The sequence below is a fragment of the Shewanella sp. TB7-MNA-CIBAN-0143 genome (genome assembly GCF_040310065.1).
In the GTDB taxonomy this organism is placed as follows: Bacteria; Pseudomonadota; Gammaproteobacteria; order Enterobacterales; family Shewanellaceae; genus Shewanella.
Genome location: NZ_JBEOPL010000002.1, coordinates 262,334 through 277,540 on the forward strand (window position 1 = coordinate 262,334; position 15,207 = coordinate 277,540).

At 43.0% G+C, this 15,207-nt stretch carries 16 protein-coding genes; 14 read left to right on the top strand and 2 right to left on the bottom strand.

The window, feature by feature from the left end; all coding sequences use genetic code 11:
- Positions 1 to 38: 38 nt before the first annotated feature.
- From AAEY97_RS02555 to AAEY97_RS02620, 14 genes are all read left to right on the top strand, one after another.
- Positions 39 to 779 (top strand): outer membrane beta-barrel protein, encoded by a 741-nt coding sequence (locus AAEY97_RS02555; RefSeq protein ID WP_162022689.1) that lies wholly within the window; start codon positions 39 to 41, stop codon positions 777 to 779.
- Positions 749 to 1,411, top strand: coding sequence for an outer membrane beta-barrel domain-containing protein (locus tag AAEY97_RS02560; RefSeq protein WP_194956126.1), 663 nt, complete (start codon positions 749 to 751; stop codon positions 1,409 to 1,411). Before AAEY97_RS02555 ends, AAEY97_RS02560 begins: the two co-directional genes overlap by 31 nt.
- A 77-nt stretch (positions 1,412 to 1,488) precedes the next feature.
- The gene (locus AAEY97_RS02565; RefSeq protein WP_101087756.1) at positions 1,489 to 1,992 is read left to right on the top strand and encodes a TlpA family protein disulfide reductase; all 504 of its coding nucleotides are present in this window, start codon (positions 1,489 to 1,491) and stop codon (positions 1,990 to 1,992) included.
- 4 nt (positions 1,993 to 1,996) lie between these two features.
- Entirely contained in the window at positions 1,997 to 2,257 is a 261-nt protein-coding gene (locus AAEY97_RS02570; RefSeq protein ID WP_137226525.1) for a DUF4266 domain-containing protein, read from the top strand.
- Positions 2,244 to 3,398, top strand: coding sequence for a DUF3570 domain-containing protein (locus AAEY97_RS02575; protein WP_350996320.1), 1,155 nt, complete (start codon positions 2,244 to 2,246; stop codon positions 3,396 to 3,398). Before AAEY97_RS02570 ends, AAEY97_RS02575 begins: the two co-directional genes overlap by 14 nt.
- A 54-nt stretch (positions 3,399 to 3,452) precedes the next feature.
- Positions 3,453 to 4,013: an AraC family transcriptional regulator gene (locus AAEY97_RS02580; protein ID WP_101087753.1), complete on the top strand. Its 561-nt coding sequence runs from the start codon at positions 3,453 to 3,455 to the stop codon at positions 4,011 to 4,013.
- A 6-nt stretch (positions 4,014 to 4,019) separates the two neighbouring features.
- A complete protein-coding gene (locus tag AAEY97_RS02585; protein ID WP_350996323.1) occupies positions 4,020 to 6,251 on the top strand; it encodes a tetratricopeptide repeat protein in 2,232 nt (743 codons plus the stop codon).
- Complete coding sequence (locus tag AAEY97_RS02590; protein WP_350996326.1) at positions 6,251 to 9,316, top strand: tetratricopeptide repeat protein; 3,066 nt, start codon at positions 6,251 to 6,253, stop codon at positions 9,314 to 9,316. Before AAEY97_RS02585 ends, AAEY97_RS02590 begins: the two co-directional genes overlap by 1 nt.
- The gene (locus AAEY97_RS02595; protein WP_350996329.1) at positions 9,303 to 10,097 is read left to right on the top strand and encodes a tetratricopeptide repeat protein; all 795 of its coding nucleotides are present in this window, start codon (positions 9,303 to 9,305) and stop codon (positions 10,095 to 10,097) included. Before AAEY97_RS02590 ends, AAEY97_RS02595 begins: the two co-directional genes overlap by 14 nt.
- Position 10,098: 1 nt before the next feature.
- A complete protein-coding gene (locus AAEY97_RS02600; protein ID WP_350996331.1) occupies positions 10,099 to 10,452 on the top strand; it encodes a hypothetical protein in 354 nt (117 codons plus the stop codon).
- A gap of 153 nt (positions 10,453 to 10,605) precedes the next feature.
- Complete coding sequence (locus tag AAEY97_RS02605; RefSeq protein ID WP_162022681.1) at positions 10,606 to 11,259, top strand: MotA/TolQ/ExbB proton channel family protein; 654 nt, start codon at positions 10,606 to 10,608, stop codon at positions 11,257 to 11,259.
- Positions 11,260 to 11,264: 5 nt separating this feature from the next.
- Positions 11,265 to 11,831, top strand: coding sequence for a biopolymer transporter ExbD (locus AAEY97_RS02610; protein ID WP_101088193.1), 567 nt, complete (start codon positions 11,265 to 11,267; stop codon positions 11,829 to 11,831).
- A complete protein-coding gene (locus AAEY97_RS02615; protein ID WP_101087747.1) occupies positions 11,828 to 12,361 on the top strand; it encodes an ExbD/TolR family protein in 534 nt (177 codons plus the stop codon). Before AAEY97_RS02610 ends, AAEY97_RS02615 begins: the two co-directional genes overlap by 4 nt.
- 1 nt (position 12,362) lies before the next feature.
- A complete protein-coding gene (locus tag AAEY97_RS02620) occupies positions 12,363 to 13,367 on the top strand; it encodes an AgmX/PglI C-terminal domain-containing protein (protein WP_350996334.1) in 1,005 nt (334 codons plus the stop codon).
- Between the two features lie 101 nt (positions 13,368 to 13,468).
- On the opposite strand, the gene AAEY97_RS02625 is transcribed toward AAEY97_RS02620, so the two are convergent.
- Together AAEY97_RS02625 and AAEY97_RS02630 are read right to left on the bottom strand one after the other, a co-directional pair.
- Positions 13,469 to 13,783, bottom strand: a complete 315-nt coding sequence (locus AAEY97_RS02625; protein WP_350996337.1) for a hypothetical protein — start codon at positions 13,781 to 13,783, stop codon at positions 13,469 to 13,471.
- Positions 13,780 to 14,787, bottom strand: a complete 1,008-nt coding sequence (locus AAEY97_RS02630) for a YHYH protein (RefSeq protein ID WP_350996339.1) — start codon at positions 14,785 to 14,787, stop codon at positions 13,780 to 13,782. The genes AAEY97_RS02625 and AAEY97_RS02630 overlap by 4 nt, the downstream gene beginning before the upstream one ends.
- Positions 14,788 to 15,207 lie beyond the last annotated feature (420 nt).

The following is a 15,207-nucleotide window of genomic DNA, read 5'->3' on the forward strand; positions in this document are numbered from 1 at the left end:
AACCATAGGTTTGCTTCATGACTTTGCGATAGGGAATTATGCAAACATATTTACGAAACACCTTTTTGCTACTGACAATACTGTGTTTAAGCCCCGTATTACAGGCCGACGACAACCCAAGCTTGCGGATTGATGTGCCCTTTATTGAGCTGCATTCAGGGCCAAGTGATGGCTATCCGGTGGTTTCAGTTATCGAGCAAAACGAAATGGTAACGGTGTTGCTTAAGCGAACGTCTTGGTTAAAAGTACTAAACAAACGTGGCGTTGAAGGCTGGTTTCATGAAGATAACCTAAAGGGTTTATCCCAAGATGGCCAAGCTATAAATGCTAACTTGATAACAGAACAAGACGTCATCAATCGCCAAATTGAAGCCGGTGTAATGTACGGCGATTTAGAAGGGGCCAACTTCTACAATATTTATGCGGGCTATGCATTTACCCCAGTATTTAGCGCTGAAATATCAGCAGGTAAAGCACTGGGGAGTATTTCAGACAGTGATGTATTTGAAGTCATGCTGTTTAGCCAACTTTTACCCGAGTTAATTGTCGTGCCATACATTGGCGTTGGCGCGGGGATCATTAATACCGAACCCCATAGTGTGTTAGCCGACACCGAAGCGCGCCGCAGCACCATAATGAGTGCGGCAGCTGGCATTAAATATCACCTTGCACGTAACTTTTTATTACGGGCCGAATATAAACTCTCGTTAGCCTTAACCGACCGAGATGAAAATGAAGAGATCCAAACATGGAAAATAGGATTCAGCGTATTTTTTTAGTGCCTTTGTTCACTGCTAGTACTTTAGCGTTGACCGCATTAATGCCAAGCTCAGCAGCATTTGCCGCAGACGATACCCCTAATACCGTCAAAGCCGATGTAGAACGTCGCACTGTGCTTGATGATGTTATCGATACTGAAAACGTTGAAGTGGGTATTCAAGGCGGTATTTTGTCGATTGAAGATTTTGAATCAAACCCTTGGATAAGTGCGCATGTGGGTTATCACATCAGCGAACATTTTTATGTCAAAGCGCGTTATGCCCAAGCCAAAGCGGGTGAAACCAGTTTTGAAAAATTGTCTAATGCGGCGCCATTGTTAACTGATGCTGAGCGCGAGTTAACTTACTACGGCTTAAACATTGGTTATAACCTACTGCCTGGTGAGATCTTTTTCAGCAAAGACACAGTGTTTAACAGTGTGTTTTCGATTGAATTAGGTGGCGGCAGTACCGAGTTTGCCGGTGACGAGCAATTTACCGTCAACCTCACAGCAAACTACCGGGTATTTTTAACCGACTGGATAGCATGGGATTTAAGCATGAGTGATTACCTGTTTAATACCGAGGTTACTGGCGCGTCTAAAACAACCCATAATCTGAATTTTGCTACGGGTGTGTCGTTCTATTTTTAATCCACCTCGATAGTGGTCGTTAAAAGAGACCATAGAATATTCGAGTAGCAAAAGTGAAAAACCAATAAGGAAATACAATGTTGTTCAGTCGATTTAGTGGTAAATGTCTTATTGCATTAGGTGCAATATTGTTGTCGATGCAGGTACAGGCGCTCACGCTTGGCCAAGCTGCACCCGACTTCACCTTAAAAAACCAGCAAGGGACTAACCTCAATTTAGCCGAGCAACGTGGCGAGATTATCTTGATCAACTTTTGGGCATCTTGGTGTGGACCATGCCGTAAAGAAATGCCGATTTTGCAAAAATTACAAGACAAGTATCAAGACCTCGGCGTTCAAGTCTGGGGCATTAATGTTGAACAAGAAAACCAAGCAGGCAAAGACTTTCTAGCCGATCTTGATTTACGTTTCCCAATATTTTTCGACCAAACCAATTCTTTGTCTAAGACCTATCAAGTTGAAGCCATGCCAACCACAGTGATTATTGATCGCGATGGTAATGTGCGCTTTGTATTTCAAGGCTATAAAGACGGCTTTGATAAAAAGTATGCTGCCGCTATTAAACAGCTGATTAGGGAGTAAATTGATGAAAAAAACCTTATCTCCTCGTATCACTGCTTTATCGCTTAATTGCATTGCGCTATTAAGCTTAATTACTTTGAGTGGCTGCACGAGTATGGGCATTGAGCCTTGGGTTAAACCTTACGAGCGTCAAAATTTAGCCGACCCCATCATGCGCTTAAATCGCCATCCAAGTGCCAGCATGCATATGGCTCACGTACTTGAAGGTCGTGAATCGGCCCGTGGCGCTGAAGGAACCGGAGGTGGTGGTTGTGGCTGTAACTAATTTGCTCAATAAAAGCATTAAGCTATTCACGGCATTACTTGTCAGTATGACGTGCTTGTCTGCCCAAGCTGCAGTGCTCGATCCTGATCGCGCTGACGTGTTGTATCACAGCTACGAAGGCGGCGGCATGACCATTGATGGCCCGTCAGTGTTACTCAGAAAAAAGACCTCTGAATCGGTCGCATTTACCGCATATTATTATTTAGACAGTATTTCATCCGCATCTGTGGACGTTATCAGCACTGCCAGTGCGTACACAGAAAAGCGTAACGAAGGACAATTTGGGGTTGAATACCTGCATGACAAAACCTTGATGTCGTTTAACCTGCGTCAAAGTGATGAAGACGATTATTTAGCCCAATCATTTAGCATCAATGTGTCACAAGACACCTTTGGCGATTTAACCAATTTAAATCTGGGTTTGTCTTATGGCGACAATGAGATTCGCCGCAATGGTGACGACCAGTTTGAAGAGCAAAGCGAGCAATATCGGATTCGCGCTGGCATCAATCAAGTATTAACCCGCAACCTTACCGCAAGCTTTAACGTTGAAGCTATAGCAGACAGCGGCTATTTAAATAACCCATACCGCACAGTGAGATACATAGACAACAGCGTTCCATCTGGTGTGGCTTATCAGGCAGAAGTGTACCCAGAAACCCGCAACTCGTTTGCAGCAAAGTTCTCGGCCAGTTACTTTTTACCTTATCGCGCAGCCTTGTTTTTTCATTACCGCCACTTTAACGACAGCTGGGAAATCAGCGCCAGTGATGTAGAGCTTGGATATCGACATCCACTAGGCGACAGTATCGAATTAGAATTTAAAGTGCGTTATTACCAGCAAACTCAAGCTGAATTTTACAGTGACTTGTTTCCTTATCGCGACGCGCAAAACTACCTTGCACGCGACAAAGAACTCAGTGACTTTAGCGACATCACTTACGGGATAGGCATTACCTATCAATTACCCGCCTCGGTATCGTTTGGCGACACTCGTTCAGAAGCATCGCTGCAATGGGATTATATTGACTTTCAATACAATAACTTTAGAGACCCTACTGCAGATGGCGGAGTGGGCAACGAACCGTTTTATGGGTTCTCTGCCAATGTAATCCGTGCTTTTGTCAGCGTGTATTTTTAATTGCTCGCCCTAAATATTGATACTTTTAACAACGTAATTGCCAAGGCCATAACTATGACTACCGACCGTAAATGGGGTGCTTTTTTAACGCGGTTATTCGCAGCAACGTTACTGATTGCTGGTTTATTTGCATTACCAGCCCAAGCTGAAGATACCAAACAAGGCAATGGTGCATTAGCCAGCGAGCTTGAAGACATTAAAAGCCAAGTACTAAAACTCAATCGCGATCTATTTATTTTAGAAGAAGATTTATTGTTTCCTGCCAGCACCCAAATCGCGGTTTTTGTGTCGGTTGATGTGGGCCGATTTCTCAAACTCGACAGTGTTGAGTTAAAAATTGACGACAATAATGTTAGCGGCTTTTTATATACCGAACGTCAACGCAAAGCATTAGAGCAAGGTGGAATTCAGCGTATTTACCTGGGTAATCTTAAAATGGGCCCTCACCTGCTAACCGCAATATTTACTGGCAATGATGCCGAAGGTCGTACAGTGCAACGGGCCATTAGCCATAATTTTGATAAAACCGATGAAACAGTAATGATAGAACTCAAAGTCGAAGACAGTGAATCAAGCTATCGGGCTGATATCAAAGTCGAACAGTGGGTATTGTAAACAACAATGGCCGTTAACACTCAATCATTTAGCCTTATGCTAGCTCACATCGGTAACCCACTCACACGAGTTTTGGGCTGTGCAGCCATGCTATGCAGTTGCTTAACCCTCTTGCACACTACCGAGCTTCAAGCGGCAGAAAAATCAATAAAAAACTCTGTAAGTGCAACTGCGCCTAAAACCGATCTAGAAGATAAATTTTACCGCCAAGCATTGTACTTTTATTTTGCTGGCGATTATGGCGCAGCATTAAGGCAAATTAGCCTCAACCGTCAACGCAAAGAGATCTATTCTGATCGCAGCCAATTGTTCGAAGCCGGACTACAAGTGTCGATTGGCTTGCACGAGCAAGCCACCCAAACCTTGGCACAATTTGAACAACAACAAGCAAATACTTCGACCCAAACCACAGCGAATAACAGTACTAATACCAATAGCAGCAAAACGAAGTCAGCCACATCGCCAACTGAATTATTATTAATCGCTTTGTTGCAGCTCAGCGAACAACAAATTGAACAAGGCGACATTGATGCGGCCAAACTCACACTAGGCAGAATCACCACATTACTGCCCGATTATGTCGAGCAATATCATGTGTTAAATCAATTAGCTTATTGGCCAGATGCGCCGCCGCTAACCGCGCAAATACAGCAACAATCAACATCAGAAGATGAGCAGCCACCAGCGAGTTCATCTGTCGCTTACATCGCCTTAAACCAGGCGTTGTTGCACATGAAGCAGCAGCAATACAGTGCAGCACAACCTATATTGATCGAGCTTAAAAGCCAACAATGGCAGCCACCCAAAATTAATTTTTGGCAGCAAGTGTTTAACCCTTTTGTAGAGCCCGACATTTTTGACGATAACGATGAGTTATTGCCAGAAGTTAAAGACGCCTTGTTGCAACAACAGGCCATCAATGATTATGCAAAGTTACTGTTGGCACAGTTGTATGTCGCCAATAAACAATACGATTTAGCCTATAACGAACTGAGCGATTTTCCTGAGCAAAGTCCTTATGCTGAATCCGCTTTGTTTTTATTTGCCTACTCGGCCCAGCAACAACAGCACTATGACATGTCGTTTAAGTTGCTATCGCTATTGCAGCAGCAATACCCCTACTCAAATTTAGCCTGGCAAGCCGCGTTGTTAACGGCAAAACAAGTCAGTGAGCAGCAATCTTTAGCACAAGGATTAACCTTGTATCAGCAAGCTGAACAGCTGTATTTACAAAAAATTGTCGAGATAAAAGGGTTTGCAGAAACAGTTAGCACCATTAGCAATGTCACCGACTTTGCCAGTAAGACAGTAGATCAACAAACACCTTCCTTGGCAACCAAGTCTGACGCGTTAGAGCTTGTCCTTACCGAGCGTTTTAGCACTGATTCGCCTTGGCTAAAAAAAGCCTTAAATGACCCGCAATTAGCGACCGATTATCACACCTTATTAAGCCTTGATTTACTTAGCGACAATGTGCAAAAACAACAGATTAACAGTCAATGGTTAAAGGACACCTTAGCCCTCAACACCCAGCGCCAAGCCCGCGTCATTGAACAACAAAAACAGCTCGCCTACACAGAGATGATTAACGCTCTCACAGAGCAAAAACAACGTATTGCCAAGATTATTGATCAAGCAGAAGTTGAACAAAATGCCCAAGTGTTTGCCGACCCAAGTAAGCAACAATGGATAGACCGTATTGATGCCAGCCAAGCCAGGTTAACGACATTGGCGACTCAACGTAATATCGACGACGAACAACAAAGACTTGATAGGATTAAAGGGGTGTTGCAGTGGCAATTACAGCAAACATTGCCACAACGACTTTGGCAGCATAAAAAAAGCCTGAAGCAATTAACAACACAACTTGAACAGCTTGAACGACAAGCCAATCGATTTAGTGCATTGTCGAGTAACACCCGCTTGTTATCTGACTTTGAGTTACGTCAACAACAAACCCAAACCGACATTAACAGCACGAACGTTAATATTACCGGACTGCGTGACAAAACCGACCGAGATATTCGTGGCAAAATGAGCATTTTTACCCAGCAACAACAATATACGTTAAAGCAACTACTGCTCACCACTCGCCACCAAATGGCCAATGTATTAGAACAAATGTCACAAGCAGACACTGCGCCAATCAATCCCTTCTCAGCAAACGAATCGGCGGTAAACAAATCGACTGAAAGTGATTCCACTGTAGTTGAGTCAGCTGCACAAGGAGCGCGCTAATGTCAGTATCGGCTTATTTATCAGGCGTATTAATCTTAATCAGTGGTATTGCATTATCGGGGTGCTTTAGCAGTGGGCAGGCTGATTATGCTCAACAAGCTAAACGCACTAGCTTAGGCGATTTGGCCAACAAACGCAGCAGCGAAACGGTGGCGAGTGTTGAAATGAGCCAAACTCAACGCAGTGCCAAGTTGGCTAATATTTATCAACAATTGCTGACACTTGAGCCCGATCCTGAAATCCGGACGCACGTTGAATATCGCTTAGCGCAAATCAATACCGAATCATTTGAAGCCCAGTCTTATGCAGACCTCGATGATGAGTCGCAACCAGACAGTCAAGTGCTAGCTCAGTTGACTCAAAACGATGCGGCACTGCAAAAATTAGTTAACGAATATCAACAATTATTGCAGCGTTATCCGCAACGACCTGAAAACGAACACATACAATATCAATTAGCTAAAGCGCTCGATTTACAGGGTAAATTGGATGCGAGTTTGGCTGAAGTTGAATCATTACTGCGATACTATCCGCAGACAATGTATCTTGCCGAGCTTAACTTTAGACGCGGTGAAATCTATTACAACTTACAGAATTACTCTGCAGCCATTACAGCATATCAGCAAGTATTAACCGCTAATGATAATCAAAAATACCAACTGAACAGTTTATATATGCTCGGCTGGTCTGAATTTAAACTCAATCGACTTGCCAATGCCGACAAAGCATTCTTGCAAGTGTTTGAAGCCTTAGTGGCCGGCCAGCAAAGTAATCGTGATATTGCAAACTTAACCTCCGACAACTTTGCTTTTGAAAAGCTCGGCAGTCGCGCGCAAAATTTGGCGATTGATACCCAAAGAGTATTGAGCATTTCTTTAAGCCAACAACTGCAATCTCAGTCGTTAGTTTCCTTAGTTAACGCGAATCAATCCTTGCCGAATATCAACTTATATCAGCATGTATTATTTGCCAATTTGGCCCAATTTTTACTCGACAAAAAACTCGACTACGATGCAGAACTAACTTATCAGGCATACATCGATTTGGCGCCAGATAATATCTGGGCAGCTCGCTATTCGCTAAATTTGCTCGACCTTTATCAGCGTCAGGGCAAGTTTGCAGCAATGCATCAGCTGAAAAATGACTATGTTAATCAATATGGTCTTAGCAGCACTTTTTGGGTAAATGCCAGCACAGCGCAGCAAGCAGAGTTATTACCACAACTGCTTAGCTTTAGTGACGAGCATAGCCGCCGTTTGTATGCCGATGCACAAACTCAGCAAGGTGCACAACGAATTAGCGCTTTCGCACAGGCTGCCAGCGCATTAAACACCTATTTACAATTGGCCAAATTACCTCAAGCCAGCACGTTACTCACTAAAGATATTCTTAATGACGAGTACTTGTTTGCTGACGCCAATTTTGAAGCCAAACAATATCAGCAAGCACTTGCCAGTTATTACGCCATTGCCTATGACACCACAGCAACGTCGGCAGCCTTACGTAAGATACAACAGCAATCGGCTTACGCAACAACCGTCACCATACGCGAAATCATTTCGCAACATGATCAAAGCCAACAAGGTCAGAACCAACAAAAACAAAGTGGTCAAAGTAATACTGATGAATACACTACACTCATTTCACAACGTAATCAGCTAGATAAAGACTTTATCAATCAGTATCCATCTGACGAACGTGCCTTACAGCTCGCCAGTAACGCCGCCCAATATTCGTTTGATGCTAAAAACTACACCGACCTTAAATACTTTACTGATTTTGTATTACAAGCCCACGGCATTAACACGATCAATAATGCGGTAAGCTCAGTGCAAAATGCCACGCCGTTGTCAGACGCCGCCCGTAAGCAAGTGCAGTTTGTCAGCCAGCTTTATGCCAATAGCTTGTATCAGCAAGAGCAATACGCGCAAGCTGAAGAGGGTTACATTTTAGCGCTGCAATACACAGACAAGAGCACTGACTCGTGGTCAGAAATGCGTAACCTGTTAGCTTCTAGCATTTACTTCCAGGCTCAAGCGGTTAAACAAACACAACCAGAATTAGCCGTAAGCCAGTTATTACGCGTTGCTCAGGCAGTGCCCGAATCAAAATATGCGGTTAATGCCGAACTCGATGCAGCAAACTTATTGCTTGAACAACAACGCTGGCAAGAAGCGGTCGACGTATTAAAACCGTTTCAGCAACGTTATCCACACCATGAGTTTAGCGCGGTCATTCCAGCTAAATTAGCTCAATCCTATGAAGCACTAGCCCAATGGGATTTAGCCGCCGAGCAGCTTTTGATCATTGTCGCCAATGAAAAGCCCGGCGCATTAAAGCGTGAAGCTCAATACACTGCGGCGGAGTATTATTTAAAAGCAGGCGATAACAGTAGCGCACTCAGCACCTTTAGAACTTATGCTAAAACCTACCCACAACCGTTTGATGTAGCACAAGAGGTTCGCTTTAAAATGAGTGAGTTTTACCGCCAAAGCGGTGAAGCTAATAAGCAATATTACTGGTTTAGACAAATCCTAAGCTTTGATCGCAAACAATTGCAGCAAGATGCGAATGCCATTCAAGCTCGTCAAATTGAACTTGCCTCTATCGCAGCATTTTCCTTGGGTGAAGCTGAACAACGCAGTTTTGCGGCAATTAAACTCAACGCACCGTTGCAAAAAAGCTTGAAGCGCAAACAAGATACGATGAAAAAAGCCATTGGTTATTATCAACAAGTGCTCGACTTTCAATTAGCCAAATACGTTCCTCATGCAACATATAACCTCGCTGAAATGTATCGCCAACTTGCAGCCGACATGATGAGCTCACAACGCCCTGGCGACTTAGATGAATTAGCCTTGGAAGAGTACGAGATTTTACTCGAAGAGCTGGCTTACCCGTTTGAAGAGAAAGCCATCGAAATTCACATCAGCAATACCCAAAGAGCATGGGATGATATTGTTGATCAATGGATTGAAAAAAGCTTTGAACGCTTGGCACAAATGTCCCCTGCCCTTTATCAAAAACAAGAGTTAACGCATGAGGTTATCGATGCTATCCATTAAGTCATTATTTACCTCATCGACACCGAAACTGGCACTATTCGCGCTAGTAAGCCTTATGCTGTTACCCGGTTGTAGTACGTCACCTAGCGGCACTTACGCCAACAAGCAAACCACTACGGACCCAAGCCTAAAGGGCATGGACAAAGACATTGTCGACTTAGTTAGCCTCAATACAAAAAGTGTCAATAACAGCACCAGTATCAGTGCTGGCTCAACAGATAACCGTAATGTGTATCTTGAACAAGCCTCACAGCGGTTAGCCGATGTGCCCACATCGGTATTGAGTCAATATCAGCAAGCCATTAGCCAAATGAAAAACCAGCAATGGCAAGCGGCGAATAGTTTGTTTGATAAAGTGATTGTTGCAGAGCCTCAATTGTCGGGCGCCTATGTCAATAAAGCCATCATAGCGATAAATCAGCAGCAATTAGATCAAGCCGATGCACTGCTCGCAAAAGCGATTGCGGTTAATAACAGCAATCCTTATGCGCACCAAATTAAAGCTAATATAGCAAGGGTACAAGGCCAGTATGCTCAGGCTGAGCAAGGTTATTTAACGGCGCTAACTCTGTGGCCTCAATACCCACAAGCGCAATTAAATTTGGCGATATTATTAGAGTTATATCGCGGTAAGTTGTTGCAAGCCCACCAATATTACCTGGCGTATTTGGCTAACCAGCCAAATGATGAACAAGCCAAACGTTGGCTCGCTGGCGTAGAAATAAAAATTCAACGCGCAGGATTAACATTACCACCCGACAATGCTAATGGAGCAGGCTAAGATGACCATGCTAAAAGTGTTTCAAACAACGCGTTGTCTTGGCATATTGCCGCTGTTTTTAGCCACTTGTTTACTGAGTGTCTCAGCTCAGGCTACGGCCAATGATGACACTGAAAAGCAACAAGCGGCGAAACCTGCGAGCAACAAACCTGTCGTCATTCAAAGCCAAGTGACGGGCTCACAAGAGCAACCCAAAGTGCTTTATATTATGCCATGGCAAGGGATCAATAATCCGATAGACATTAACAACGAAGGCATGCGACTGACGCTGCCTGAGTTTAGGCCTATCAATCCAAAAGTATTTCGACAACAAGTCAGGGATTTTGCCAACGGCACACCAGAAAATAATCAATAAACACCCTGTAATAAGCTTTTAAATAAGCCATTAAATAAGCCATTAAATAAACAACATGCTAGCCAAAAACTGAGTAATACCTAACAAAAACAATTGAACACCTGTAGCCATTAACGCCAGTGTTCAATACGACAATAAGAGAAGGAACATCACATGAGTTTTACCGACCATATCATTGCGTTTTTACAAAATGGCGGCCCATTTATCTACCCTATCGCCTTAGTGTTAGTGGTCGGTTTGGCCATTACCATTGAGCGCTGGTTATATTTAAGCTCTGCACATCGTAGTAACCAGCAAGCTTTTGCGCTGATTAAAAATGCCTTAAAAACAGGTGACATCAATACCATTAGTCAGCATGCACAAAACCATAAAGCGCCTGTGTTTGACGTGTTGCAGTCTGGTATTGCCCGTATATCAAGTGCAAGTCGCCGTGAAGACGTAGAATACGCCATGGAAGAAACCGTGATGGAATACATGTTACGCCTTGAAAAGCGTACGCCATTTATAGCAACGCTCGCTAACATCGCCACCTTATTGGGTCTATTAGGTACCATTATGGGCTTAATCGCAGCATTCTCGGCAGTGGCTAGCGCCGATCCAGCTGAAAAAGCCAACTTATTGTCTTCTAGTATTTCGGTTGCGATGAACACCACCGCATTTGGTTTGATTACCGCCATTCCGCTGATTTTATTTCACTCAAGCCTACAGACTAAAACGGCAACCATCGTTGACTCAATTGAAATGGCAGGCATCAAACTGCTCAATTCATTGTCATTTAACAAGCAAACGGATAACAACCGAGGCTAATGAGTATGAGACGCCGTCGTCGCCCTAATACCCAAGACGCAGAACTGGATATCACCTCATTCATGAATTTGATGATTGTGTTAGTGCCAGTACTCCTGTTGAGTTTGGTGTTCTCACAAGTGCGTATTTTAAATCTGCAATTGCCAGTATTGTCTGAAGCAGAACAAGCACAAGATGATCAAGAGCCCAAAATACTCGAACTAGTGATTACCCCTGCGCGCTTAGCACTAAACTACCCAGCAGGCATGTCACTTAAACAGTTTGAACTGACTGATAAAGGTTATGATTTCGCCGCATTGTCTGTGTATCTACAAGACTTGAAACTGACGTTTCAGCAACAAGGCATAGAAAAAAATGACATCGTATTGTTACTTGATCCTGCGGTTGACTATCAAACCATCGTGTCCGCCATGGACACGGTACGATCATTTAAAGCGGTAGTGGCAGCCAATTTGGTAGATGCGGAACTGTTTCCGATGATCTCATTAGGTGATGCTCCGGCCACTAATGACGCCGATGCTGCTCAGCCGATACAAGCCACTATTGGAAAACCAGTAGGAGCTAAGCCATGATGAAGCAATCGGCAAGAAGCCGCAGATTAGCTAAACACCACAAACGCTTAAAAGCTGGCAGTAAGCTCAACCTTGTTGCATTAATGGATATTTTTACCATTTTGGTGTTTTTCTTAATTGTGAATCAATCTGAAGTGCGAGTACTGCAAAATATCGAAAAAATCAGTTTGCCCGTGTCTGTTGCAGATGTACTGCCAGTTGAAAACCTGGTGATTACAGTGTTTACCGACACCGTATTAGTGCAAGAGCGCCCTATATGGCAAAAAGGTACTGATGAAATAGGCTTAACCGAACAACAAAATCCTGAGTTTATTAATGCCTTAACCAACGAATTGACCTATCAAGCCAGTAAACGCAGCGAGCTTAGCGAAACCGAGCAACAAAATGGCCGGGCAGTAACCATTATTGGCGATGCATCCACGCCTTATGTTGTTCTTAAGCAAATTATGGCTGCTTGTGCTGCAACCGGTTACCGAGATATTTCGTTGGCGGTTGAACAACAAGCAAAACAAGCTAATGGTGAGGGCTAATATGACAACAGCAACCTTACACCATCACCAAACCAATCAGAGCTTTAATGATTTAGGCGACTTATTTAAACCCAGTAAACAAGACAAACTGTTTAAACAGATTTTGTGGTTGTTGCTGTTAATTTATGTTGTCTTTGCGGTCGTAGTACCCATGCTTGAACAAATTGAACTTCCACGTGAAGTAAAAGAGCAAGTACCACCGCAATTAGCAAAAATCATCTTGCAAGAAAAGCAATTACCGCCACCGGCCAAAGCAGAAGAGAGGCCAGAGGTGAAACCGCCTGAGCCAGAACCGCTGCCAAAGCCTGAGCCTGCACCACCAGATGAAAAAGTACCAGAAAAGTCTGTTGAACAAGCTGTAAAACCTCAAGTTGTTCAACCAGTAACACGTGACGCTGCAAAAGAGAAAGCCAGCACATCAGGCTTAGCGGCGATGAAAGATGAGCTTTTTTCGATGCGCGAAGCATTTGATATTAAACCTACAGCGCAACGCAAACTTGACCAAACCACGTCTCAAGAAGTCAAAGTAAAACGTGATTTATTAGCTGGTGCGGCCAATAAACAAACTGACAGCTTGGCAAAATCAACTATCAGTAAAACTGTTGCTGCTGGGTCGTTAACAGGCAACCAAACCCAACAAATTCGCTTAGCAAAAGAGGAAGTATTAGCAAGCCAAGGTGCCTCTGCAGAAAAAGCCAGTCAAGCTAGCCAAGGTGGGCAACGTTCTGAAGCAGCATTAAGACGAACATTAGAGGCCAATAAATCGCGGCTTTATTCGTTGTACAATCGTGCACTTCGAAAAGATCCGTTTTTAAAAGGCAAAGTGATGTTTGAAATTGTCATACAACCCAATGGCAATATCAGCAAGGTAACGATTAAATCAAGCGAACTCAATAACCCCAAGTTAGAGCGTCAATTAACCTTGGTATTACGTTCAATCAGCTTCCCAGCAGAAAAAGTCGCGCTAATGACCACCATCTGGGCCATAGACTTCTTCCCGAGTTGATTTACTTTGCAAGTTAAATGAAGAAAGATCAAAAAAGCAGGTAATGAGAAAACTCATTACCTGCTTTTTATCTATCCTGCGGACATAACTGTATAAACTAACTAATGACCGCCATGCTTATCGAGACTTGCTGATACCGTTATTTCTGTAACATCTTTAAGTGTTACATTTTCAGCGGCAATGATGGGTTGATTTCTCACACACATCAATGCCTCGTTAAACACTCTGCAAGTACCTTTCAACAAATCACCATTAACATTGGTGTATGAACATTGTTGCGTTTTAACCGCATCAGCGCAGGCATTCCAAGGCGCTTTGAAAACATGTTCTTCATGTGCCAATGCAGGCAAGCAAGTTAAGCACAATGTTACTAAAATGGCCATCGTATTGAGTAATTTCAAGTGAGCTTTTATCATCTTGCAACCTCACCGGCAAAGCAGCCAATAAAGGTATTTTCGCCTGCACCTGCTGCATGGTAGTGATAACCACGATTATCATCACTATGCCCACGGCATTCATCTAAATCAGTTTCTTCTTCGCCACTTTGGTTAAGCATGCTATGAATTGCAAAACCGTCCATTGCATAAGCAAAAGCACCGCCATGACCATCGTTTTCATAATCAATCGCAGGGCAAGTACCATCACCATGATTGGCACCATGATAATGATAACCAGCAACTGGATTAACATGGCCAATGCAGTCGTCAAATGCAGCGATAGTGTATGCACTTAAAATAGCTTGTGTTGGCGCTGCTGCGGCAAGATTGACACCGTTAAATGCTACCCCAACATCGGTATGTTCAATATCTTCAGGGGTATCTCGAAGCACCGGCGTTACCGGAATTAAGTAAGTGCTAGAAACGCCCTCACCTGCAGCCTCGTTGTAATAGCTGATATCACATTGCACACAAAAGTTATTGTATTCAGCAGCTACATCAGGTCTTGCTGCTGCCTCACAAGCAAGTTGGGTGTCAGTAATATTAACCAAACCGGTATCTTTGTCGTATAACTGCCATTTGCTGTCACCATAAAATACACTCAGATTTGACACGAACGAGCCCGTTAAATCATATAACACGCCACCATCAAACCATTTACCAGCATCTTCTGCGGTTGTTTCAGTGCTTTCTGGACAAAAAGGACCTAGTTCATTTCGATCTGCTGGAAAACCATTTACGGTAACCGAGTAACAAGTACTTGCATCACCATTAGACAAAGTACACTCAACCATTTCAATAGATTCAAGAGAATTTAGAGCAAACAGAGAAGGGTCGACAGCAACAATATTATCTATAACATCTTCAACTTCAGTTTCTACCGTATCAATAACCGCGTCAGCTATACTGTCTGTGCTGTCATCACAACCTGCTAAAAACAATGAACAAGAGACCATTAAGCCGATAATTGACTTTATTTGCATTGTGCTACACCCCAATTTTTTATGTTTATAAATACTGGTTATAACTCTACTAAACAACTGTGCAATAACAGTGTAGAAAACAAGCATTTTTAACGAAACCTCAACATACCATTGAATTAAATTACTTTTTTAACATTCCTTGTTATGCTTTATTCTCTATTTAAATTATTCACATTAACGTAACTAACATAAAAAAACGTCACATCATCACACATAGCAACATCGCGTTATAACCCTCTTTAATTACACTGCTCACGTTTTTTAGTCTCGGGTGATTGTATCGGAGTGAAACCTCAGGTAATCTGCTTTGTGTTAAAAAAAGCATAAATGGATATTTAGACTAATTTTTTATCTTCTTTAAGTATGACTTAAGTAAGTATCGGTAAGTTTAAATGCGCTAAAGTCCCAATAGATTATTTG